Source organism: Bacillus sp. FSL W7-1346, assembly GCF_038593335.1.
GTDB classification, from domain to species: Bacteria; Bacillota; Bacilli; order Bacillales; family Bacillaceae; genus Bacillus; species Bacillus altitudinis.
This window is the reverse complement of sequence record NZ_CP151988.1, coordinates 766,821-787,140: the sequence shown is the minus strand read 5'-3', so window position 1 is coordinate 787,140 and position 20,320 is coordinate 766,821. Positions and strand designations below refer to the sequence as shown.

Sequence of the window (20,320 nt, the reverse complement as noted above, 5' to 3'; positions counted from 1 at the left end):
CACCGGAGCACAGATTTGACAACAAATGCGAGGGTTTGTCTACACGCTGAGGACAGAGCTTCGGCTCTGTCCTTTTTCCATCTCACTATCAATCTTGGGATAAATACATCCAATGACGGTCATCAAATTTTTTCACATCATCTGACCCTATATGACGCAGCATTCTATTAAAGAACGTGATATCATCTTCATCATCAACGGCATATAAATCCTCTTGAACATATTCTCTCGTAATGAAATTCGTTAAGTTCGTATTATTCACAAATTCAGCAAAGTACGATTTCACTAGGGTTAAATCTTCTTCATTTAATGTTTCATCACTGATAATTGAAATATGAAACACATTCAAAATCGCTTGAATGTCTTCTTCATCCATATCACATAATGGCTCTAATTTTCTATCTTCTTCCGTAAACGGTTTTCGCGTGTCTTCAATGATGACATAACATAAAATCCTGTGATCTTTCATCACGCTAAAAATTTCTAAATCTCTTAATTTTAATGGTCTATTCAGTCTGATCATTTGTCCTCCTAGAATGTTGCTCTTGTTTCCCTAAAACCTGAAATAGACAGAGCCTCGGCCCTGTCTACTTCTCTCTTCTAGCAAAATCCACGAACCTGAAACGATCTAGGCGGTGGCGGCTTTCTGTGTATTGGAATAGACTCGTATCCTCCAAGAACACATAATTCTTCACCACTACCACATGATCAAACCCGTTCAAATCGAGATACCTTTCATCTTCTTCAGTACATGGCTCGACCACAAATTCCTTTTGAGCATAACTAATCGAGACCCCAAGTTCTCCTTCAATATACTCGTAAATCGATCCTTCACAAATGTCCTTAGACAAGACCTGCACATGTTTTTGCAAAAAGTAATCTTTGTCTAAAATGACTTCTTCTCCGCTAATATTGCGAGAGCGAATGACTTCCCAAACGTCCTCCTGCCCACTGATTTTCAGCTGAGACTGAATATACTGATCTGGCTTGATTAAACCGAACTCATGAACCGTTGTTACCGTCTTGCGCCCAAGCGTTTGGGAAAGCTCTTTAAAGCTGACAAGACCCGAAACTGGGAACTGCATTTTCTCTCGGTTCAGCAATACTGAGCCTTTCCCGCGAATTTTTTGGATATAGCCATTTTGCACAAGGATGTTTAATGCCTTTCTCACCGTCTCACGGGATGTGTCATACATGACAGACAGCTCATGTTCTGATGGGAGGATGCCTTTATCCTGCCATTCACCTTGTTCAATTCGTCTTGCGAGCTGATCATAGATCACTCGAAACTTATTCTCTTTCATTTTCCTTCCGCCCCATTTACTAGCGTTTGGTTAAATGATAAACGATTGACTCATATGGGCGCAACGTAAATCCCTTGATATCTGCCGGCACATCCTCATAATTGGACAGCAGAACTTGCCCTTCCATTTCATTGACATCCTTTGCAAGCTCATCTGGAAGTGTAAAGTCCGTCTCGCCTGCATAAAAATGGTTGATCACGAGAATCTTCTCATCTTTGCCTTCTCGGACATACGCAAACACCTTTGGATCATCTGCCAGCAGTAAAGTAAAGCTCCCATAGGTGATTACATCAAGTTCCTTACGAAGCCTGCAAAGGGCTTGATAATGATAAAAAATCGACGTCTCATCTTTTAAGGCAGCTTCTACTGAAATGCCGTTTTTAGCTGGTTCAATCCAAGACGTACCTTTTGAGAACCCCACATTTTTTTCCGACGTCCATTGCATAGGTGTCCTTGCGTTATCTCTTGATTTGACCTGTAAAATCGCCAAAGCTTCTTCCTTTGTTTTCCCTTTTTCAAGCATGACTTCGTACATATTGAGTGATTCGATATCGCGGTATGACGAAATGTCCTCAAAGCGAGGATTCTTCATCCCAATTTCTTCACCTTGATAAATATAAGGAGTGCCTTGCATCAAATGAATGGTGGTCGCCAGCATCTTCGCTGATTGCTGATGGTACGTGCCATCATCACCGTATCTAGACACGATGCGTGGCTGGTCATGGTTGCACCAAAAGAGTGCGTTCCAGCCGCCGCCCTCATGCATTTTCGTCTGCCATTCTGACAGAATTGATTTCAACTCTAGAAAATCAAATGGCGCAATGGCCCACTTTTCACCGTTAGGATAGTCGACTTTTAAATGATGAAAATTAAACGTCATATCCAGCTCCTGCCGATCAGGTCTTGTATACCGAATGCAGTCTGTAATATTCGTTGAAGACATTTCCCCCACGGTCATGCTATCGTATTTCGAAAACACTTCCTGATTCATTTCATGCAAAAATTCATGAATTCTCGGCCCATCTGTATAGTACATACGCCCGTCACCTTGCACTGATTGCCCGGCATCATCTAAAAAGCGTTGATCCTTTGAAATGTTATTGATGACATCCAGTCTGAATCCATCGATCCCTTTTTCAAACCAAAAGTGCATGATGTCATATACTTTCCTGCGTACTTCATCATGTTCCCAGTTGAGGTCTGCCTGGGTAACATCATATAAATGAAGATAATAGTCACCTGTCGCTTCATCTAATTCCCACGCTGGCCCGCCAAACTTTGACTGCCAGTCATTCGGAGGAGAGCCGTCCGCTTTCGGCTCCTTCCAAATATAATAGTCTCGATACGGGTTCTCCTTCGACTCTCGGGAGGCTTGAAACCACTCATGGAAAATCGACGTATGGTTCACGGCGAGATCCATGATGACACGGATCCCTCGTTCATGTGCTTCTTTCAGCATGTGCTCAAAATCAGCCATTGTGCCGTACATGTCATGGATTTTTGTATAATCACTAATATCATAACCATTGTCATGCTGTGGTGACTCATACATAGGGGTCAGCCAAATACAATCCGCCCCTAGCTCTTTGATATAGTCGAGCTTTTTCGTCACGCCATTGATATCACCTGTACCAGAGCCTGTTGTGTCTAAAAAGCTCTTCGGATAGATTTGATAGACCACGGCTTTTTTCCACCACGGTTCGTTTGTTTGTTGATTCAATTTCCTTCACCACCACTAGTTAAGTTCTTGTGATACATCCTTCTTTTTAAGTTTTGCATATAAAAGGGTACCAATGAATGGGACGATCAGCACAATCACCATTCCGATGGCAAATGCCCCCCAATATTTCGGAATGATCGAGAAGATTCCTGGAATGCCTCCAACGCCGACTGAACTTGCCAGTACCCCTTGTGAGGCAATAAACATACCAGCTATCCCTGAACTGATCAGGGCAAAAATAAACGGGAATCTATAGCGCAAGTTCACCCCAAACATCGCCGGTTCAGTAATGCCCAAGTAAGCAGAAATACTTGATGTCAGCGAGAGCCCTTTTTGCTTTTCATCTTTTAAGACAAACATCATCGCAAGTGCTGCTGATCCTTGAGCAATATTAGACAGGGCGAGCATTGGCCATAGGAACGTGCCGTGCAGTTTTGAGTTAATCAGCTGAATATCGACTGCTAGGAACGTATGATGCATCCCTGTAATGACTAACGCTGCATACAATCCGCCATATAAAAGACCGCCAAGTGCTGCGAATTGCTGGAATACGGTGACGAGTCCAGATGTTAAAACGTTTCCGATCGCAAATGTAACGGGACCAATGACGATAAATGATAAAAATCCAACGAGTAATAATGTAATTGGTGCAACAACTAACAGCTGAATACTTTCAGGTGTCCTTTTTGTTATAAATAATTCGAGCTTTGCGAGTAAATAGGAGGCGACGAGTATCGGAAGAACCTGCCCTTGGTAACCTACCTTTTGTACTTCAAGTCCAAACAAGTTCCAAACAGGAATATCACCTGTCTTTTCCGCCGCTCCATATCCCCACGCATTCAACAGATCTGGATGTACAAGCATCAGTCCGAGGACCATCCCTAAAAGTGGATTACCTCCAAACCGCTTGACAGCCGACCAGCCGATTAATGCTGGCAAAAAGGTAAAGGCAGTGCCTGCAATCAAGTTGATCATATTTGCTAAATCCGCCCATGCCGGATACACATCCACAATGGATTTTTGATCAAAGAAAATATCAGGAGCTGTTAAAATATTATTAATCCCCATCAATAAACCGGCTGTCACGATAGCTGGAAGGATTGGAATGAAGATATCTGCAAGCGTTTTCACCGCACGCTGTAAAGGATTTAATTTCTGATCAGAGGCACGCTTGACGTCCTCTTTTGTCGCTTCGCCGATTCCCGTCTGTTTGACCATTTCGGCATAAACCCGATTCACCACTCCTTGACCAATGACCACTTGGTATTGGCCATTCGCTGAGAAAGATCCCTTCACTTCATCAATTTGTTCTAGTGCTTTCTCATCCACCTTACCTTCATCTTTTAGCACAAAACGAAGTCTTGTCACACAATGTGTGGCTTGATCAATGTTTTCTTTGCCGCCAATGGCTTTCACAATCTGATCTGCCGCTGCCTGATAATCAGCCATGCTATCCCCTCCGAGATCGTTTTTTTATAAGAAAAAAGAATCAAAACTTGTATATACATGTTCACTTCATATTTTATATTTGTATATACATGTAGTCAATAAGAAAATGTAGCGCTTTCATAAAAAAAGCTCCCTCAATGTGCTCAGAGAGGCAGCGTGTCATCATCTTTTTTATGCTCCGTTAGTTTTTCGTAGACCCTATTCTTATAAAAGGAGGAGGCTGGTCGAGCAAACGTTTGGCGCTTGGATGTGAGTTCATCGAGGCGTTTTTGTTTTTCCTCACATACGAGAGAGAGTTTTTTTCTTTCTTCTCCATCTATACTCGTTTTCAGTAATTCTTTGACCGTCATTAGTTCTTTTTTCAAAGCGGTTTCTTCCCCGGCAAAGCCAGCATTTTTCATGATTCGATAGCCCATCCTCAGCTCTTCTGGTACATGAGCAGCATCATCCTTTGGCAGAGGTTTCCCAAAGCCTGATAGTCCTTCAAAAGCTCCATGGTCCATCGCCTTTTTGATCCGTTCTTCTGACAATCTCTGCGCAAAATCCATGACACGTCTCCTTTCAGATCGTCTGATATTTTGGTTAAGCATAGCAAAAAAGCTGACTCTCTCACAAGAGCCAGCTTTCTCGTTATTTTTTGTCGATTTTAAAAGTAGATACCATTTGTGCCAAGTCCTCTGACATGTCAGAGAGCTGTTCAATCGCACTTGAAATTTGCTGCATGCCAGCACTTTGTTGTTCTGTTGCTGCCGCTACTTCTTGAGAGCTTGCCGCATGTTCTTCTGACACGACCGAAATTTGTTCAATCGATGTAGAAATTGTTTGATATGCTCGTTCTACCTGCTGAATAGATTGAAGCAAATTGTTCGTTCTGCTTGCAAATTGAGACACTCCATCATAAATACCAGCGAAGTTCTGCGAGGTGCCTTTCATTTGCTCCCGGCCTTCTTCCACTGCTTTACTGCTTTCCTCCACGCTTTCAAGGACACGCTGACTATTTTCCTGTGTGCCAATGACTAAGTCTGAGACCGTTTTAGCTGCATCAGCTGACTGTTCAGCTAACTTACGGACTTCATCAGCGACAACGGCAAATCCTTTTCCTTCTTCTCCTACACGTGCGGCTTCAATAGAAGCATTCAGTGCAAGCAGATTCGTTTGCGCTGAAATGTCCGTAATAATGGAGATGACACTTTCAATTTCTGTTGAATGTGATTGCAATTCTTCTGCCGCTTGCTTGGAGCTTGTCATCATGTCATGTAACATGTTGAGATGTTCAAGCACATGCTGCACCAATTTTTGACCAGATTCTGACTGCTCTTGTACTTCTGATGAAACAGATTTCATTTCATCCACTTCTTTTGTCACGCCTTCGATTTGTGTATCGATTTCCGCAACAGATGTTGTGCAGTCTGTAATGTTTGCGACTGAATCATTGATTCCTTCACTCATATTCGTCATCGCTTCTGACACTTGTTGTGCACTTTGACTAGATTCCGTTGTCACTGTGCGAAGCTGTGAAGACATTTTCGACACTTCACTTGATGAGTTTGAGATCTGTCCAATAAGCTCTTTGATCCGTCCCTGCATTTTCTGGAAGGAAGCCGCTAATTGACCGATCTCATCTTTACTTTGAACTTCTACCATGCCAGTTAAATCACCATCTGCAATTCGATCCGCTGATTCCATTAATGAGCGTGCTGGTTTTGCAATTCTTCTTCCCATGAAGAATGAGAAGAGTAATCCGCCGATGAGCACAATCGCAGATGCTACTGTGATATAAATTGTCAGCTTTTTCGTTGTTGCTGGAACAACAGAGGCATCTAAGTCAATTCCTAAAATCCCCGTGAGTTCACCGCCTGAATCTTTAATTGGTAAAAAGACGGATTTATGAGTCCCATACGAATCAACGTAAATGTCACTTTTGACCATTTTATCTTCAGAAAGAGCTTGTTTCATTTCATCTGAAAAGACATAATCTTGATCAAAATCATTGTCTTCCCCTGTTAGTACGATGATTCTTTCTTTGCCGCCCTTATTTGATAACACGTATAAGTTCTCAAGCGTATGATCTTTTTGTAGTTCTGTGAATTTCTTTTTGATCTCCACATAAATGGGATCATCCTTCCCGCTAATGCTAAGGACATTTCCATCAATATGATCGATTTCTTTTTTCGCTGTATCAATATCTGTTGTTAATCGATAATCAAATTGCTTTAATAATTGGGAAGATAAATCCTGGCTAACTAAATAAAATGTTAGAACGAATAATGCAACGGTTGCGAGTAATGTTACGACAACGACTGACATGATTTTGGAGGATATCGTAAGTCCTCCAAACTTCCTTTGTTTCGCCATTTTTTTCTACATCTCCACTCTCAATTTTAATTTAAGCCTCTACACTTTCAAATTGTCCACAAACAGATGCAATGACATCTTTTAAATAAGATACGATATGAGGGATATGCTCCGGTAACGTATAAGGTGAAATCACAAAAAATTTACTCACACTTAGATAGAATTCTTGACCTTCTTTGGCATTGACTTGTAAAAACTTCGTTGTATCACCAAAGAACATTTCGTCTCTTTTCTCTCCAAGCTTTTCAAAGAGGATTTTGTTCAAATCATTGTTGCGCTCAATTTCCATAGCAGTTGCTTCTCCAGATATTTCTTCCTTAAAACGAGGAGAGCCGTCTAGGTAAATTCTAAACAATGTAGCCATTCCGACATTGTCATCATTGACGACTTCTGCTTGTGGAATTTCCTGACGAAGTGCTTCTCTAAATGCAAGGTTCACCTCTAAAAATTGACCGAGCAAGCGCTGGTATCCTTCAATTCCAAACGTTAGCAGCACACTTAGCATGCTGATGGAGCTTCCCATTCTTGAGCATTCAAGCGTATAACCGGTATGGTATTCCCCGTATCCTCTATGTCCAACATATGGTGTTTCTTGTTCTTCTAGATCCAAGCGCTTTAAGTCAGCAGCGTTTTTCACTAAGAATAAACTAGATGTGTACGGTGTTTGTCCGAGTTTTTGAAAGTCAAAACACATCGTGTCAGCAAGAGAAAGATGCTGGAATTTCGCTTTGATTTCTTTTAGCATACGAAGAACACCGTCTGAGAATTGCAGCGGGTTTTCAGATACATCATACTCATTAAAGAAAGCAAAGAATCCACCAAGCGCCGAATCTGCATGAATATGCGGCACCTTGAGACCATACTTCTCAGCAATGGCTTCTGCCGTTTCACGCACCCCTTTTACATCATCAATTGCAATGGCATCTGTTGTTCCGGTTGTTGCCACAATATAAACGGGAATTCCGCCATTTTGGGCAACACGTTCCATTTGACAACGCAAATCTTCCATATCCATCGAATGATCTTTATTCGTCTTAATTCTGATTAAGTTGTCTGTGCCAATCCCTGTTGCTTCCATTGACTTAAATAAGCTGTAATGTGCTGCATCAGAACAAAACGCATAAAGATTTTGCGGGACGCCTTTTCGTAATGACTCCGGTGCAACTTTCGCAATCGCTAAACGAAGCCCCGAGAAAATAGCCCCTTGACCTCCCCATGTTGTGTAGCCCCCGCTCACATTTGGATCATATCCGATGAGCTTAGACATCATTGAGACCACTCTGACCTCAGCTTCCGCACCTGCTGGTCCATACACATCCCAAAGGTTGTTTCCGTTAACCAGCATAGCCGTCAGCATGCCTAGAATTCCTGGTGTACTTGCCATTGGCAAAATGTTCGTGAAGAAATACTTCGTGTGGTATGGATGATTATGTAAAAGCTTCAGTAATTCTTCATTCACAAGTTCCGCTTGTTGTCCGTTCATCGGAATTTGACTTGTTTCAGTGAGCTTTTTGTAAAAGTCCTCCTCGCGATTCTTTTCACCTTTTAGGTGAGCACGGTTCGGATCCTTCAGGTCATCGACCCCTGAAATGATCTGTTCCATTAATTTAATGAGTTCTTTCCGCTCTTCTGCATTTCCGTCCTCACTCGGAAACCAGTTCTGAACGAGGTTCTGTGCTCGTACAGTCATATACTATCAATCCTTTCAATGGAAGATTTCCTGTCACTGTCTATATCGACCCCGTTTCAAAAGTTTATAGTGTCGAACTGTACACTTAAGTATATTTAGATAATTTGTTCACCCGTCAAAAAGAATAAAACCCTTACAATACACATCAAAACCATTATGTTTGTGAAACAACAATATATATCAATATACTTTCTTGAAGGAATTATTATCCAGACAATTCAGCGGTTTATTCATTCATTTTTTTTACTTAACCTGCATAAACATTAATAAACACTGGAAATCCGCCTAAATGCACCATTGTAGAAATCAAATTAATTCTTTAGACTTGTGTCTTTTTACCTGTTTTATTGATATAGCAACAGGAAAAATACAGAATTTTCTGTCATTATTAGGATGAATTTCACAAAAAGTTTTTCGGAGATCGAATATTTTCGATGTCTTCCCATTTCTAGCTCGGACAGGTTGCCTTAGGTGCTCACCGGTTATGACTTTTCTATTTGTGCATTTCATGGTATATTCTAATGGTTCGTTTTCTTTCGTTCCGCCTCTTCCGTTTAACGGAGAAAAGGAGTGTTTAAATGAAAACATTTATTCAAAAAAGGGGCCTCGGCTTCTTTGTGATTGCAGCCATCTTGTTATGGCTCAAGACGTATACAGCTTATTTAATCGAATTTAAACTTGGTATATCAAATGTGCTTCAGCATATTTTGCTTTTTGTGAATCCTATTAGCTCCAGCTTGTTCTTTCTTGGCTTTGCTTTATTGTTCAAGAAAAAATGGCAGCCTGCCGCTATCATTGTGATTCACTTTTTCATGTCTTTTTTACTTTACGCAAACATCGTGTACTATCGATTCTTCAATGACTTTATCACGCTGCCTACAGTGATGCAGGCAGGAACGAATGGCGGACAATTAGGTGATAGTGCATTTTCACTCATGCGTTGGACTGATATGTTTTACTTTCTCGATACCATCATCTTGATCGTACTCGCAGTCCGCATGAAAAGACAGCAGCAAACAAGTACAGCGACTGTACCTGTTCAAAAAACAAAATCGTTTAGACTCGTTCTTGTGTCCTCTGTTCTGATCTTTGTTGTCAACTTAATCGCAGCAGAAATTGATCGCCCAGAGCTTTTATCAAGATCGTTCGACCGCAATTATTTAGTCAAATACTTGGGTGCTTATAATTTTACGGTGTTTGATGCCATTCAAAATGTGAAATCAAACAGCCAGCGTGCCCTGGCAAATTCAAGTGATGTAACAGATGTAGAGAATTATCTAAAGGCGAACAGCGCTGATCCTAACCCAGCTTATTACGGGAAAGCGAAAGGCATGAACGTCATTACGATTTCTCTTGAATCACTGCAAAACTTTGTCATTGATTACAAGGTGAATGGAAAAGAGGTCACTCCTTTTCTCAATTCATTAGCCCATGACAACAAAACGTTTTATTTTGATAACTTCTTCCATCAAACAGGACAAGGAAAGACATCTGATGCGGAATTTATGATGGATACGGGGCTTTTCCCATTATCACAAGGCTCTGTGTTTATTAACAAAGCTCAAAACACATATCAGGCGCTTCCTGGCATTTTGAAAAAGGACCAATACACGTCCGCAGAATTCCACGGGAATACGAAAACGTTCTGGAACCGAAATGAAATGTTTAAGTCCTTTGGATATGACAGATTTTACGATTCTGAATACTACGATATGAATGAACAAGATACGAAGAACTATGGATTGAAAGACAAACCGTTCTTCAAAGAATCCATGCCAATGCTTGAAAATCTAAAACAGCCGTTTTATTCAAAATTCATTACGCTGTCAAACCACTTCCCATTTGGTATGGATGAAGGTGATACTGATTTTGAACCTGGCGACTTCGGAGACTCCGTCGTTGATAACTACTTCCAATCTGCTCATTATTTAGATGAAGCCATTGAACAGTTCTTTAATGACTTGAAGACATCTGGTCTCTATGACAATACCGTCGTCATTATGTACGGTGACCATTACGGCATTTCAGAAAACCATAATGAAGCGATGGAAAAAGTGACTGGCGAAAAAATTGGAGACTATGAAAATGCCCAGCTTATGCGTGTGCCGCTCTTTATCCATGTGCCAGGCGTAAAAGGCGGACAGATTCATAAATACTCTGGTGAAGTCGATGTTGCGCCTACTCTTCTCCACCTGCTCGGAGATGATACGAAGAACTATTTAATGTCTGGTTCTGATATCTTATCGAAGAACTTTAAAGAGCTTGTGCCATTTAGAAATGGAGACTTCGTGTCTAAGGACTACACGAAAGTAGGCAACAACTATTACAGCAACAAAACAGGTGAAAAAATCGAGCCGACTGAAAAGGCATCACAAGAAAACGAAACGGTGAAAAAGATGCTAGAGACATCTGATAAGATTGTCACGGAAGATTTACTCCGTTTCTACAAACCTAAAGGCTTTACACCAATTGAACGCAATGATTATGACTACACAAAGAAAGTACAGGATGAAAAAGATTCCTCTTCCGCCAAAGATGAATCCAGCTCGTCTTCCAAATAACTTTTTCATTTAAGGCCCCAGCCGTCAGCTGGGGCTTTTTACGTTTGATCCGCATGACACCGGGTATAGTTGAAGAAGGAGGGATTGATTAATCATGAAAAAAACAGCAGCTTTTGTCGTGACCGCTTCACTCGCTTCTTCCACCTTATTCGGTTTTAGCCCGGCGATTTCAGCACACACCATGACCAAAACGGAGACAGAACAGTCCATTCCTCAAGGGCCGAAAGCAGCGCTAAACAGCATTTATCAGCTAGCACATCAAGGACAAATGCCATACTATGCAGAAGGACTCAAAATAGGGGTTCAAACAAAAAAAGACGTTCGGCATAAACTAGGACAGCCTTATCCAGAAACGGGTCAAAGCGGCTTTGATTTGTATCATGCTGAGATGGGCAACCCTGGATTTGCTTTTCACTATGACAAAAAAGGCAAGATTAACGAAATCCGTTATTTTGGAACAAATGTAGAAAAAGAAACGAATATCGGAGGAATGACTCCTTCCCTATTAAAGAAACATCTTGGACCAGCAGATTCAGTCAGCACCATCCCACAAACAAAAGAGAAGAAATACGTTTATCAGACCGGTGATTATGAGCTCGAATTTATCGTCGGACATGATCCAGATATCAGTCAGCACTCGTTAACAGTCTTGCATATCAACCTTATAAAAAGTGATTCTTAAATAAAAAGCATCCTGAGTTTTCGCTCAGGATGCTTTCTTTTATTAAGATGCCACTTCTAAATGCGGCTTTCTTTTCAGTTTTCGCTTAAGGACTGGACCTGCTACATAATCAAGGCCAAGTTTTCCGGCATTTCCTTTCGCTGCCATAATGAAGACGGCGATCAGAAGAAGAAGCGGGTTAACAGAAACGGTTCCAGCTAGTAAGAAAGAGACATTCATCACGCTTCCAAAAAAGGCTGCTGTTGTTGTGAACAATCCAACAATTAGTCCTAGACCAACTAAGATTTCTCCCCACATGACCATGGCACTGAAGAGTCCGGCATTTGGCAACGCGACATTTTCTAAAAACCAGACATAGAACGGATAAACAAGATGTCCATCTTTCACAACAGGTTCAGCTATGGCAAATTGCAAATATCCTGATGCATCGAATCCGCCTGTTAGTTTTCCAATACCAGATGTCAGCCAAGTCCATCCGATATAAAGTCTTGCTGCCAAAAGGATAACCGCTGCCCATACATTCGTTTGTAAGAATTTTGTAAACATGATGATGCCTCCTTTTAAATTATGTGAAATATTTCACATTTTCTTTATGATCTTATTATACTACTTAATATACATTTGTGATCCTTTTCACATATATATTCACAAATTGTTCATGAATATCTAGTTGAGGTAAACTTTTCTCTCGTTATCACCGTCTCAGTAATTCAGACAGTGAAAAGGGGTTACATTTTGTATGAAAACATTATTTCATTTTGCTTATTTACAGGCCATCTCTTGTCTATTTCCTGTCATGATCTTTACGGCGCTTGCCCTATCAAAGGTCGTGTCTATTCCTTTTCTTCATCGATATGATGTTATTCTTCTGCTTTGCCTCATGGCACAGCTTCTCATGCTGATGCTACGGCTTGAGACGCTGACAGAGTTGAAGGTTATTTGTCTCTTTCATGTGATTGGAATAGGCTTAGAAATCTACAAAGTACATATGGGTTCATGGTCCTATCCTGAAGAAGCTTATACGAAAATTTTGGGGGTTCCGCTCTATAGCGGTTTTATGTATGCGAGCGTGGCAAGCTATATTTATCAGGCACTGACTCGGCTTCACGTGAAGGTGAAAGCATGGCCTCAGCCGTACCTTTCGATTGGGATCAGTTTATGTATTTACCTCAATTTCTTTACTCATCACTGGATCTATGATTTACGCTGGTGGCTGACATTACTCCTAGTGGTTGTGTTTCGAAAAACAAAAGTGTCCTTTCAGGTCGGTTCATCGACCTTTCGTATGCCGCTTGTTATCTCGTTTTTGCTGATTGGCTTTTTTATTTGGGTGGCCGAAAATGTCACGACCTTTTTAGGAGCATGGCAATATCCAAATCAGCAGCATGCTTGGTCTCTCGTCCATCTTGGTAAAATCAGTTCATGGTTTTTACTTGTTGTCATCAGCATTGTACTGGTGATCGAACAGCGAAAACAAAAAAACGTTCAGCCCATTTGATCTGGCTGAACGCTTTTTTTAGTCCCGATCGACTTCCTTGCGAAGATCATCGGCGACAAATTCGACATTTGTTCCAATGATGATTTGTACGGAAGTTTTTCCTGACGTCAGTACCCCTTTGGCACCTGCTTTTTTCAATGTACCTTCATTTAATAAATCGGTATCTTCTACTGTTAAACGAAGACGGGTCGCACAATGGTCAATTGTGGTGATATTGTCTTTGCCGCCTAGTCCCTCTACGAGCATACTTGCTCCGGCAGTATGTGTATCATCCCCTGGGATATCTTCGATGTCATCATCTTCCCTGCCCGGTGTTTTTAGCTTTAACAATTTAATCAGGAAATAGAAAACAACAAAGTAAATCACGCCATAGATGACCCCAACCACAAGTAACAGAATGGGTTTTTGCGCAATTCCAAAACTTAAAACGTAATCAATCGCACCGGCTGAAAAAGCGAAACCGCTATGAATGCCTAAGGTGTTGACAATAAAGAGCGAAAGACCCGTTAATATCGCATGAACACCATATAAAAGTGGAGATAAAAACATAAATGAGAATTCAATTGGTTCTGTGATCCCTGTAATAAATGACGTCAGTGCCATCCCAATCATAAGACCGGCTGTTGCTTTTCGTTTTTCAGGCTTTGCGGTCACAACCATCGCGAGACATGCCGCCGGCAGCCCGAACATCATCACTGGGAAGAAACCAGTCATAAAGACACCTGCACTTGGATCGCCTTTGAAGAACCGCGCTAAATCACCAGTCGCTCCGCTGAATTCACCGAATTGAAACCAAAATAGATTATTCAGCACATGGTGAAGTCCTAATGGAATGAGCAAGCGGTTAAAGAAGCCAAACAGCCCGGCACCCGTTGCTCCAAGACTTAAAATCCACTCCCCTAAATCATTGATCACACTTTGAATTGGAGGCCATACATAACCAAAAACGGCTGCTAATAGAATGGTAAAAAGTGCTGTCATAATAGGCACAAGCCGTCTTCCACTAAAGAAACCTAAGTATTCAGGCAGTTTCGTGTCCTTAAATTTATTGTAAACGTAACCTGCCAAAAGTCCGCACAAAATACCACCCAATACCCCCATATTGTTGGTCGAATTGATCGACGTGGTACCAGCTGACAAAATAAAATAAGAGATCGCTCCAGATAACGCCGCTGCTCCGTTACCATCCTTTGAAATACCAATCGCTACACCCATAGCAAAAATTAAAGCCAAATTCGCAAAAATTGCATTTCCTGCCGCATGAATAAACGGGATGTTGAATACATCTTCCCGCCCAATAGCCAAAATGATACCCGCTGCAGGAAGCACAGCGATTGGAAGCATAAATGATTTTCCTAACTTTTGAAAAAACTGAAACACCATCTTATTTCTCCCCCCTTCGTCATCATCATGAACAAATCTCTCATGATGTTCATAAAAAATATATCATATGCACATCTAGTTATCTATACCAATTTGTCCACATCTCACCCAAATCTCAGCCTTTACTCTTTTGGCGTAAAATGTGGTAAGCTATTGAATAGAATGAAGTTATAGAAAGCGGGAATGAACAGTGATTGTCAAACATGATCATGAGTTAGAAGCCTTAAAAAAAGTCGGCCGAATTGTCGCTTTGGCAAGAGAAGAAATGAAAAGCCAAGCGAAACCAGGCATGTCTACAAAAGAATTAGATTTGATTGGGAAAAAAATATTAGAAGAGCATGGAGCCAATTCAGCTCCTGAAAAAGAATATGATTTCCCCGGTACGACTTGCATCAGTGTCAATGATGAAGTCGCACATGGCATTCCAAGTGAAAAAACCATTTTACAAGAGGGCGACCTTATTAATATTGATATCTCAGCAGAGCTTGATGGATATTATTCCGATACTGGGATTTCATTCGTTTTAGGTACAGGAGATGCTCGTCTTGAAGCATTATGCCAGTGTGCAGAGGATGCATTCCTTGAAGGATTAAAGCACGCGAAAGCCGGAAAAAGACAAAATCAAATTGGCCGTGCAGTCTACAATACAGCCAAAGAACAAGGATTTACCGTCATTAAAAACCTGACAGGACACGGCATTGGGAAAAGCCTGCATGAAGCACCTAACCATATTTTGAACTATTATGATCCATTCGATAATGCTTTGTTTAAGAATGGGACAGTGATCGCCTTTGAACCTTTCATTTCAACAAATGCTGAATCGATTTATCAAGCAGATGACGGCTGGACATTTAAAACACCTGATAAGAGCCTGGTCGCACAGATTGAACATACGATTGTGATCACAAAAGACGAACCGATTATTTTAACAAAGCTGTAAGTAAGCGGGTCCCCTCCTTCACTGGAGGGGATTTCAGTTTGTAGACAAACCCTCGCATTCGGTGTCAGTCCTGCGTGCCGGTACTCGTCCTTCCTAGAATGCAAAGGTTTTCAATCACGCTAAAAAGAAGACAAATGGCTAAAATCAAGTTCATTTTAGCCATTTCTCAACAATCTGCAATCCCTTTCACGAATCTGTCACGACTAAACAAAAATGCCTGTGGTAAAATAGGCAAAGATATGCGAAAGGGGTCTTATTTGTTATGTGGTTCATCATCATCGGTGTTATCTTCTTTATTGAAAGTATTATTTTAACGGTTGTAGGTATTAAGAAAAAACAATCCATGATGACCTACCTCGGTATTGTCATCATGATTATGACAGTCGGCATGATCATCGTTACCCTCAACCCGCCAAATTCATAAATGATTATTTCCAGCATATACATGGATCATAGGCAGATAGAATCAGTTTTCATTTCTAAACACCTGCACACTTTTCACGTCCTTTTTTGAGATGTTACAATGCAGGCAGTTTCCATTGAAAGGAGTTTTCTATCATGCATTATGGTAGCAAAGGCTGGTATGTCGAAGAATTAAAGAAGCTTGGTGTGACCAAGCATGAAGGAAGAAAGCTTCAAAGCTTTAAAACTTATTTCCTTGCAAATCTTCTTGAGCAAAAGAAAACGAGCTCTTAAATGTTGAAAAGCCGTACATCCATATCAGATGTACGGCTTTTTTATATGGGCTGAACACGTTTTTCTAAAGACTTCCTGACCACATCTGCTAAGGCATCTACTTCAAGAACTGCTTTCAGCCTGTTTTGATCTACTTGACGGTATTTAACTTCATTGACTTCGTGGACTGTGATGGAATGGGGCGCTTTTTCGACTAACACAAGAGCTTCATCAGGAGAGACCATTCCTTCTTTCAGCACACGCAAATAAAAACCGGTATATCCCGTTTGCTGCACTTCCTTCACAAGCTTCATGTTTCCATGCTTAAGAGAGAGCTTCACACATGGCTGTCTTGGCTGGCTGACCTCAACAAGCGCTTCCCCAAACTGAAATACATCTCCAATACGGACTTCTGTCTCTACAAGCTGATGCACAGTCACGTTTTCACCGAAGGCTGCTTCCTGTAACGACACCCCTAAAAATTGCTCAAAGTAAGTATAGTGATCATATGGAAAGACGCAAATGGCTTTATCATCACCTCCGTGATGGACCAAATCACCTTGGCCATCTCCATCAAAATTGAGCTTACTCAAATAAACAGGCTCGTGAATACGCTTTTTGTTGATGGCTGTTTTGATTTCTTTACCATTCACATAGGTGGTGATAGGTTGTCCTACTTGAATTCCTTCGATGTCGTACCTTGTCTGCCCCACTCTCGCCATCTCCTTTGATTGTCTGATTGCTTTTATTTTACATGGTTTGACAGTCAAATCATAGTCGGTACATGAAGGAACGAGGCAGGTTATGGTACGATGAGAAAAAAGGAGAGATGACATTGGTTCATTATAAAGCTATTGTAAAAGGACGAGTGCAAGGAGTCGGCTTTCGATATTTTGTTCAAGGAGAAGCCGTCAATCGAGGGATAAAAGGCTGGGTACGCAACACAGATGAGGGTCACGTGGAGTTAAAAGTAGAAGGAGAGCAGCAGGAGGTTTTTGACTTTTTAGAGACCGTCCGTAAAGGCAGTCCTTTTTCAAAAGTCACACATTTGGACATGGAGCCGCTCACCACGTTCGCCCATTATCAAGACTTTCGGATTAGAGGATAGTTGATGTGTGTCCTTTATTTCACAACAGTAAATGGGTTTGCAACATAATAACCAATCAAGGTTGTACGTGAAGCATCTTTGTAGAGACTCACATGAACATCATAATTGGCTGATCCACTGTTAGGAAGTAATAAACGAGTAGGTGCTGCGAAAGCGTTTTGTCCAGAGATAGACCCTTCGTGTGTAAAGACTGGTGTCACTGGGAAAGTAAGTTTTCGAACAGCAGCTGTATAATAAAGTGTTTCATTTGTTGTTGCTGTCATGTTGATGTTGACCTGAGGATGAAGCGAAGTATAAGTTGAACGATCGGTTGTCACCTTTAAATTGATGTCATTCTGAACCATTGCTCCAGTCGTTGCTTTAGCTCTTTCATCACCTAGTGGTAGAAATCCGTTGAAACTGAATACAGCCAAAAATATGAGCAACGTCATTTTTTTCATCTCTATTCCCCCTTTTTGATTTCACCGCCATTAAACCATCATTTTCCAAATCAAACAACATTCCAAAGACTCATTTCATACAAAAAAACCTAGCTTTTCGCTAGGCTCTTTCCGTCCCGTGGTAGGGTTTTTCCTGATAAAAATAATTCGGTTTCACGATCGTATTGTCATAGTGACGATGGAAGATATGCGTAGCAGCTGGTGATACTGGCGGAATCAGCCATGTCCAATCACCAGTCAGCTTACGATCAGCTTTTTCTTCCTGTTTTTCAAATTGTTTGAACTGATGGGCAGCTGTATGATGATCCACAATGGTCACCCCTGCTTCCCTGTAAGAATGGAGAACCGCGACATTCAATTCGACAATGGCTTTGTCTTTCCAAAGTGACGAATTTTTTGTTGTATCGAGCCCTAAAATAGAAGCGACTTTTTTCAGCATATTGTAGCGGTTTTCGTCAGCTAGATTTCGTGCGCCAATTTCTGTTCCCATATACCATCCATTAAACGGTGCCGCATTGTAATGAATGCCACCAATTTCTAATTTCATATCAGCAATAATCGGAACAGCATACCATTTCAGTCCTAAATCACCGAATCCATCATATTCAGGATGAGTGATCTCTACCTCTTGAACAATCTCTTTCGGAAGATCATACAGAACCGGCGGCTGATCTTTTAGCTGAAACATAAGTGGCAGAAGGTCAAAATGCGTGCCTTCGCCTTTCCAGCCATGCGCTTCACACAACTTGGTTAATTCAAGTGATGCCTCGTCCCCAATGATGCCATATTCCGACTCATATCCCGCATAACGAACGAGCTGATGATTATAAATAACGACTTCCTTCCGTCCCTTATTCTCTGGTGGGAAGATGGTAATGGACGGTTTGATTTTACCGCCATTTGTCGCATACTCAATATGATGAAAGAGTGCCTCTTTCACCTCATCTTCTGTTGTCACGTGCCGGCAGTCATGCACATGCAGTGTTGACCAAAACAAGCGCCCAATGCACCGGTTGCTGTTGCGCCATGCCATTTTTGCCCCGTGAGCTAATTCTTCCTGCGTATGAGTATACATGCCATCAGACTCAATTTCTTTTTTTATTTCATGCAGACGTGCTGCTTTTTCTTCATTTGATTTGCCTAATTCTTCATAGCATACAGAAATAAAAGCTTCTGCTTCATTCCACAACGCTTCTTGGTTACTCAAACATACTCGCCTCACTTTAATACGAATATATCCATTGTAGCGGTTTCTATTGATAAATTCACTTGTTTCAAACCATTTTTTATCATATCGTGCGACGATTGTCCTTAGACAATGGATGAATCAATGACTTCAAGGGTCTTTTGGAGCCAGCGAACATATCCTTTTTCCCTTTCAATTGCTCTTGTCAGCACTAAATAATGCCCGAATTGTGTTGAATGCAGTGATTGGGCAGATGGATCTTCTTCTGTTAAAATGTTCAGTTTCTGTTTAAGCATCTCTACTTTCTTTGTTCGCTCCAGCAGCTGATGTGCGAACAGACCGGCCGCTTCTTTTTGATCCATAGATGAGATAAAGAACGTTTTTAACATAAATTCATCTTTTGTTGTGTCTGGAATCGGGCCTTTTTCCCTTAACCATTCATGCAGTTCTCTTTTTCCTGCATCAGTGATTTGATAAACCTTCTTCTCTAGCTTTTTTCCTTGTATGTGAATATCAAATTCAATAAAACCCTCTTCTGTTAGCCGCTTTAATTCAGGGTATATTTGACTATGCTTCGCACTCCAAAACTGTCCAAGGGAATCTTCAAAGTGTTTCTTCATATCGTATCCCGTCAGCTCACGCTGATCTAGTAAGCCAAGAATGGCATATTTCAGTACTCTCATGACATGCCTCCAACGCATATTCTTTGACAATAGTATACCATACACCCTAAAATAAACATGTAAATCATGACATGTTTGAAACAACATCATTTTAATTGAAAGAAGGAATAAACATGGATCAATTCGTTGGACTTCATATGATTTATACGTATGAAAATGGCTGGGAATATGAGATTTACATTAAAAATGATCACACCATTGATTACCGCATTCATAGCGGAATGGTTGGAGGCCGCTGGGTTCGTGATCAAGAAGTGAATATTGTGAAGCTGACAAAAGGGGTATACAAAGTTTCCTGGACGGAACCGACTGGGACAGACGTGTCTTTAAACTTTATGCCTGAGGAGAAACGCATGCATGGGGTCATTTTCTTCCCAAAATGGGTGCATGAACGTCCAGATATCACCGTTTGCTATCAAAATGACTATATCGACCTCATGAAAGAATCCCGTGAAAAATATGAAACCTATCCGAAGTATGTCGTACCAGAATTCGCAGACATTACGTACATCCACCATGCTGGGGTAAACGATGAAACGATTATCGCAGAAGCACCGTATGAAGGCATGACCGATGAGATCAGAGCTGGACGAAAATAGAAAAAGCGGCACGCACTGTGCCGCTTCTAGGATGGTTGACAAAGGAC

Annotated in this window: 21 protein-coding genes; 8 read left to right on the top strand and 13 right to left on the bottom strand. The window is 41.2% G+C overall.

The annotated features are described in order from the left end of the window. Positions 1–88 precede the first annotated feature (88 nt). The 7 genes from NST09_RS03890 to NST09_RS03860 all read right to left on the bottom strand — a co-directional run bounded on the left by NST09_RS03890 (position 89) and on the right by NST09_RS03860 (position 8,518). Complete coding sequence (locus tag NST09_RS03890; RefSeq protein WP_048002063.1) at positions 89–523, bottom strand: hypothetical protein; 435 nt, start codon at positions 521–523, stop codon at positions 89–91. A gap of 64 nt (positions 524–587) precedes the next feature. Next, on the bottom strand, positions 588–1,304 hold the full coding sequence (gene treR / locus NST09_RS03885) for a trehalose operon repressor (RefSeq protein WP_007496585.1): 717 nt from the start codon (positions 1,302–1,304) through the stop codon (positions 588–590). Positions 1,305–1,323: 19 nt separating this feature from the next. Continuing rightward, positions 1,324–3,024, bottom strand: a complete 1,701-nt coding sequence (treC, locus tag NST09_RS03880; RefSeq protein WP_017366820.1) for an alpha,alpha-phosphotrehalase — start codon at positions 3,022–3,024, stop codon at positions 1,324–1,326. Between the two features lie 15 nt (positions 3,025–3,039). Then, complete coding sequence (gene treP / locus NST09_RS03875) at positions 3,040–4,473, bottom strand: PTS system trehalose-specific EIIBC component (protein ID WP_342493367.1); 1,434 nt, start codon at positions 4,471–4,473, stop codon at positions 3,040–3,042. A 143-nt stretch (positions 4,474–4,616) separates the two neighbouring features. Next, positions 4,617–5,021, bottom strand: coding sequence for a DUF1992 domain-containing protein (locus tag NST09_RS03870; protein ID WP_224559719.1), 405 nt, complete (start codon positions 5,019–5,021; stop codon positions 4,617–4,619). 82 nt (positions 5,022–5,103) lie between these two features. Then, positions 5,104–6,828, bottom strand: a complete 1,725-nt coding sequence (locus tag NST09_RS03865; RefSeq protein WP_224559720.1) for a methyl-accepting chemotaxis protein — start codon at positions 6,826–6,828, stop codon at positions 5,104–5,106. Positions 6,829–6,859: 31 nt separating this feature from the next. Continuing rightward, a complete protein-coding gene (locus NST09_RS03860; RefSeq protein WP_007496575.1) occupies positions 6,860–8,518 on the bottom strand; it encodes a pyridoxal-dependent decarboxylase in 1,659 nt (552 codons plus the stop codon). Between the two features lie 578 nt (positions 8,519–9,096). Between NST09_RS03860 and NST09_RS03855 the strand changes: the two genes are divergently transcribed. Continuing rightward, positions 9,097–11,079, top strand: a complete 1,983-nt coding sequence (locus NST09_RS03855; protein WP_008341764.1) for an LTA synthase family protein — start codon at positions 9,097–9,099, stop codon at positions 11,077–11,079. Between the two features lie 94 nt (positions 11,080–11,173). Beyond that, entirely contained in the window at positions 11,174–11,761 is a 588-nt protein-coding gene (locus NST09_RS03850) for a YjgB family protein (RefSeq protein ID WP_342493366.1), read from the top strand. 42 nt (positions 11,762–11,803) lie between these two features. On the opposite strand, the gene NST09_RS03845 is transcribed toward NST09_RS03850, so the two are convergent. Beyond that, positions 11,804–12,307, bottom strand: a complete 504-nt coding sequence (locus NST09_RS03845) for a DoxX family protein (RefSeq protein WP_007496570.1) — start codon at positions 12,305–12,307, stop codon at positions 11,804–11,806. Between the two features lie 193 nt (positions 12,308–12,500). On the opposite strand from NST09_RS03845, the gene NST09_RS03840 reads away from it, so the two are divergent. Further along, positions 12,501–13,259, top strand: a complete 759-nt coding sequence (locus NST09_RS03840) for a DUF817 domain-containing protein (RefSeq protein WP_057078333.1) — start codon at positions 12,501–12,503, stop codon at positions 13,257–13,259. Between the two features lie 18 nt (positions 13,260–13,277). Here NST09_RS03840 and nagE read toward each other — a convergent pair whose 3' ends face one another. Continuing rightward, positions 13,278–14,642: an N-acetylglucosamine-specific PTS transporter subunit IIBC gene (gene nagE, locus NST09_RS03835; protein WP_342493365.1), complete on the bottom strand. Its 1,365-nt coding sequence runs from the start codon at positions 14,640–14,642 to the stop codon at positions 13,278–13,280. 190 nt (positions 14,643–14,832) lie between these two features. Between nagE and map the strand changes: the two genes are divergently transcribed. The 3 genes from map (at position 14,833) to NST09_RS03820 (ending at position 16,278) form a co-directional block, all read left to right on the top strand. Then, complete coding sequence (gene map / locus NST09_RS03830) at positions 14,833–15,582, top strand: type I methionyl aminopeptidase (RefSeq protein WP_008341769.1); 750 nt, start codon at positions 14,833–14,835, stop codon at positions 15,580–15,582. A 262-nt stretch (positions 15,583–15,844) separates the two neighbouring features. Next, positions 15,845–16,006 (top strand): hypothetical protein, encoded by a 162-nt coding sequence (locus tag NST09_RS03825; RefSeq protein ID WP_008341770.1) that lies wholly within the window; start codon positions 15,845–15,847, stop codon positions 16,004–16,006. A gap of 134 nt (positions 16,007–16,140) precedes the next feature. Next, a complete protein-coding gene (locus tag NST09_RS03820; protein WP_008341771.1) occupies positions 16,141–16,278 on the top strand; it encodes a YflJ family protein in 138 nt (45 codons plus the stop codon). Positions 16,279–16,319: 41 nt separating this feature from the next. Here NST09_RS03820 and NST09_RS03815 read toward each other — a convergent pair whose 3' ends face one another. Continuing rightward, the gene (locus tag NST09_RS03815; protein ID WP_008341772.1) at positions 16,320–16,970 is read right to left on the bottom strand and encodes an MOSC domain-containing protein; all 651 of its coding nucleotides are present in this window, start codon (positions 16,968–16,970) and stop codon (positions 16,320–16,322) included. Between the two features lie 122 nt (positions 16,971–17,092). Here NST09_RS03815 and NST09_RS03810 point away from each other — a divergent pair, with 122 nt between their 5' ends. Next, complete coding sequence (locus tag NST09_RS03810) at positions 17,093–17,365, top strand: acylphosphatase (RefSeq protein ID WP_039955923.1); 273 nt, start codon at positions 17,093–17,095, stop codon at positions 17,363–17,365. 14 nt (positions 17,366–17,379) lie between these two features. On the opposite strand, the gene NST09_RS03805 is transcribed toward NST09_RS03810, so the two are convergent. The 3 genes from NST09_RS03805 to NST09_RS03795 form a co-directional block, all read right to left on the bottom strand. Further along, positions 17,380–17,805 (bottom strand): hypothetical protein, encoded by a 426-nt coding sequence (locus NST09_RS03805; protein ID WP_342493364.1) that lies wholly within the window; start codon positions 17,803–17,805, stop codon positions 17,380–17,382. A 100-nt stretch (positions 17,806–17,905) separates the two neighbouring features. Beyond that, a complete protein-coding gene (locus tag NST09_RS03800; RefSeq protein ID WP_058214353.1) occupies positions 17,906–19,012 on the bottom strand; it encodes a nitric oxide synthase oxygenase in 1,107 nt (368 codons plus the stop codon). A gap of 104 nt (positions 19,013–19,116) precedes the next feature. After that, positions 19,117–19,674: a PadR family transcriptional regulator gene (locus NST09_RS03795; protein ID WP_017358773.1), complete on the bottom strand. Its 558-nt coding sequence runs from the start codon at positions 19,672–19,674 to the stop codon at positions 19,117–19,119. A 113-nt stretch (positions 19,675–19,787) separates the two neighbouring features. On the opposite strand from NST09_RS03795, the gene NST09_RS03790 reads away from it, so the two are divergent. After that, positions 19,788–20,273 carry a phenolic acid decarboxylase gene (locus NST09_RS03790; RefSeq protein ID WP_008341777.1) on the top strand — a complete coding sequence of 162 codons (486 nt, stop codon included), beginning with the start codon at positions 19,788–19,790 and terminating at the stop codon, positions 20,271–20,273. Positions 20,274–20,320 lie beyond the last annotated feature (47 nt).

What these genes read in the sequence shown, in the direction of transcription:
- NST09_RS03840 (WP_057078333.1), top strand. Translation starts at nt 12,501, where the DNA reads ATGAAAACATTATTTCATTTTGCTTATTTACAGGCCATCTCTTGTCTA.
- treP (WP_342493367.1), bottom strand. Translation starts at nt 4,473, where the DNA reads ATGGCTGATTATCAGGCAGCGGCAGATCAGATTGTGAAAGCCATTGGC.
- NST09_RS03845 (WP_007496570.1), bottom strand. Translation starts at nt 12,307, where the DNA reads ATGTTTACAAAATTCTTACAAACGAATGTATGGGCAGCGGTTATCCTT.
- NST09_RS03860 (WP_007496575.1), bottom strand. Translation starts at nt 8,518, where the DNA reads ATGACTGTACGAGCACAGAACCTCGTTCAGAACTGGTTTCCGAGTGAG.
- NST09_RS03855 (WP_008341764.1), top strand. Translation starts at nt 9,097, where the DNA reads ATGAAAACATTTATTCAAAAAAGGGGCCTCGGCTTCTTTGTGATTGCA.
- NST09_RS03805 (WP_342493364.1), bottom strand. Translation starts at nt 17,805, where the DNA reads ATGAAAAAAATGACGTTGCTCATATTTTTGGCTGTATTCAGTTTCAAC.
- nagE (WP_342493365.1), bottom strand. Translation starts at nt 14,642, where the DNA reads ATGGTGTTTCAGTTTTTTCAAAAGTTAGGAAAATCATTTATGCTTCCA.
- NST09_RS03850 (WP_342493366.1), top strand. Translation starts at nt 11,174, where the DNA reads ATGAAAAAAACAGCAGCTTTTGTCGTGACCGCTTCACTCGCTTCTTCC.
- NST09_RS03795 (WP_017358773.1), bottom strand. Translation starts at nt 19,674, where the DNA reads ATGAGAGTACTGAAATATGCCATTCTTGGCTTACTAGATCAGCGTGAG.
- NST09_RS03820 (WP_008341771.1), top strand. Translation starts at nt 16,141, where the DNA reads ATGCATTATGGTAGCAAAGGCTGGTATGTCGAAGAATTAAAGAAGCTT.
- NST09_RS03825 (WP_008341770.1), top strand. Translation starts at nt 15,845, where the DNA reads ATGTGGTTCATCATCATCGGTGTTATCTTCTTTATTGAAAGTATTATT.
- treR (WP_007496585.1), bottom strand. Translation starts at nt 1,304, where the DNA reads ATGAAAGAGAATAAGTTTCGAGTGATCTATGATCAGCTCGCAAGACGA.
- NST09_RS03870 (WP_224559719.1), bottom strand. Translation starts at nt 5,021, where the DNA reads ATGGATTTTGCGCAGAGATTGTCAGAAGAACGGATCAAAAAGGCGATG.
- NST09_RS03890 (WP_048002063.1), bottom strand. Translation starts at nt 523, where the DNA reads ATGATCAGACTGAATAGACCATTAAAATTAAGAGATTTAGAAATTTTT.
- NST09_RS03790 (WP_008341777.1), top strand. Translation starts at nt 19,788, where the DNA reads ATGGATCAATTCGTTGGACTTCATATGATTTATACGTATGAAAATGGC.
- NST09_RS03865 (WP_224559720.1), bottom strand. Translation starts at nt 6,828, where the DNA reads ATGGCGAAACAAAGGAAGTTTGGAGGACTTACGATATCCTCCAAAATC.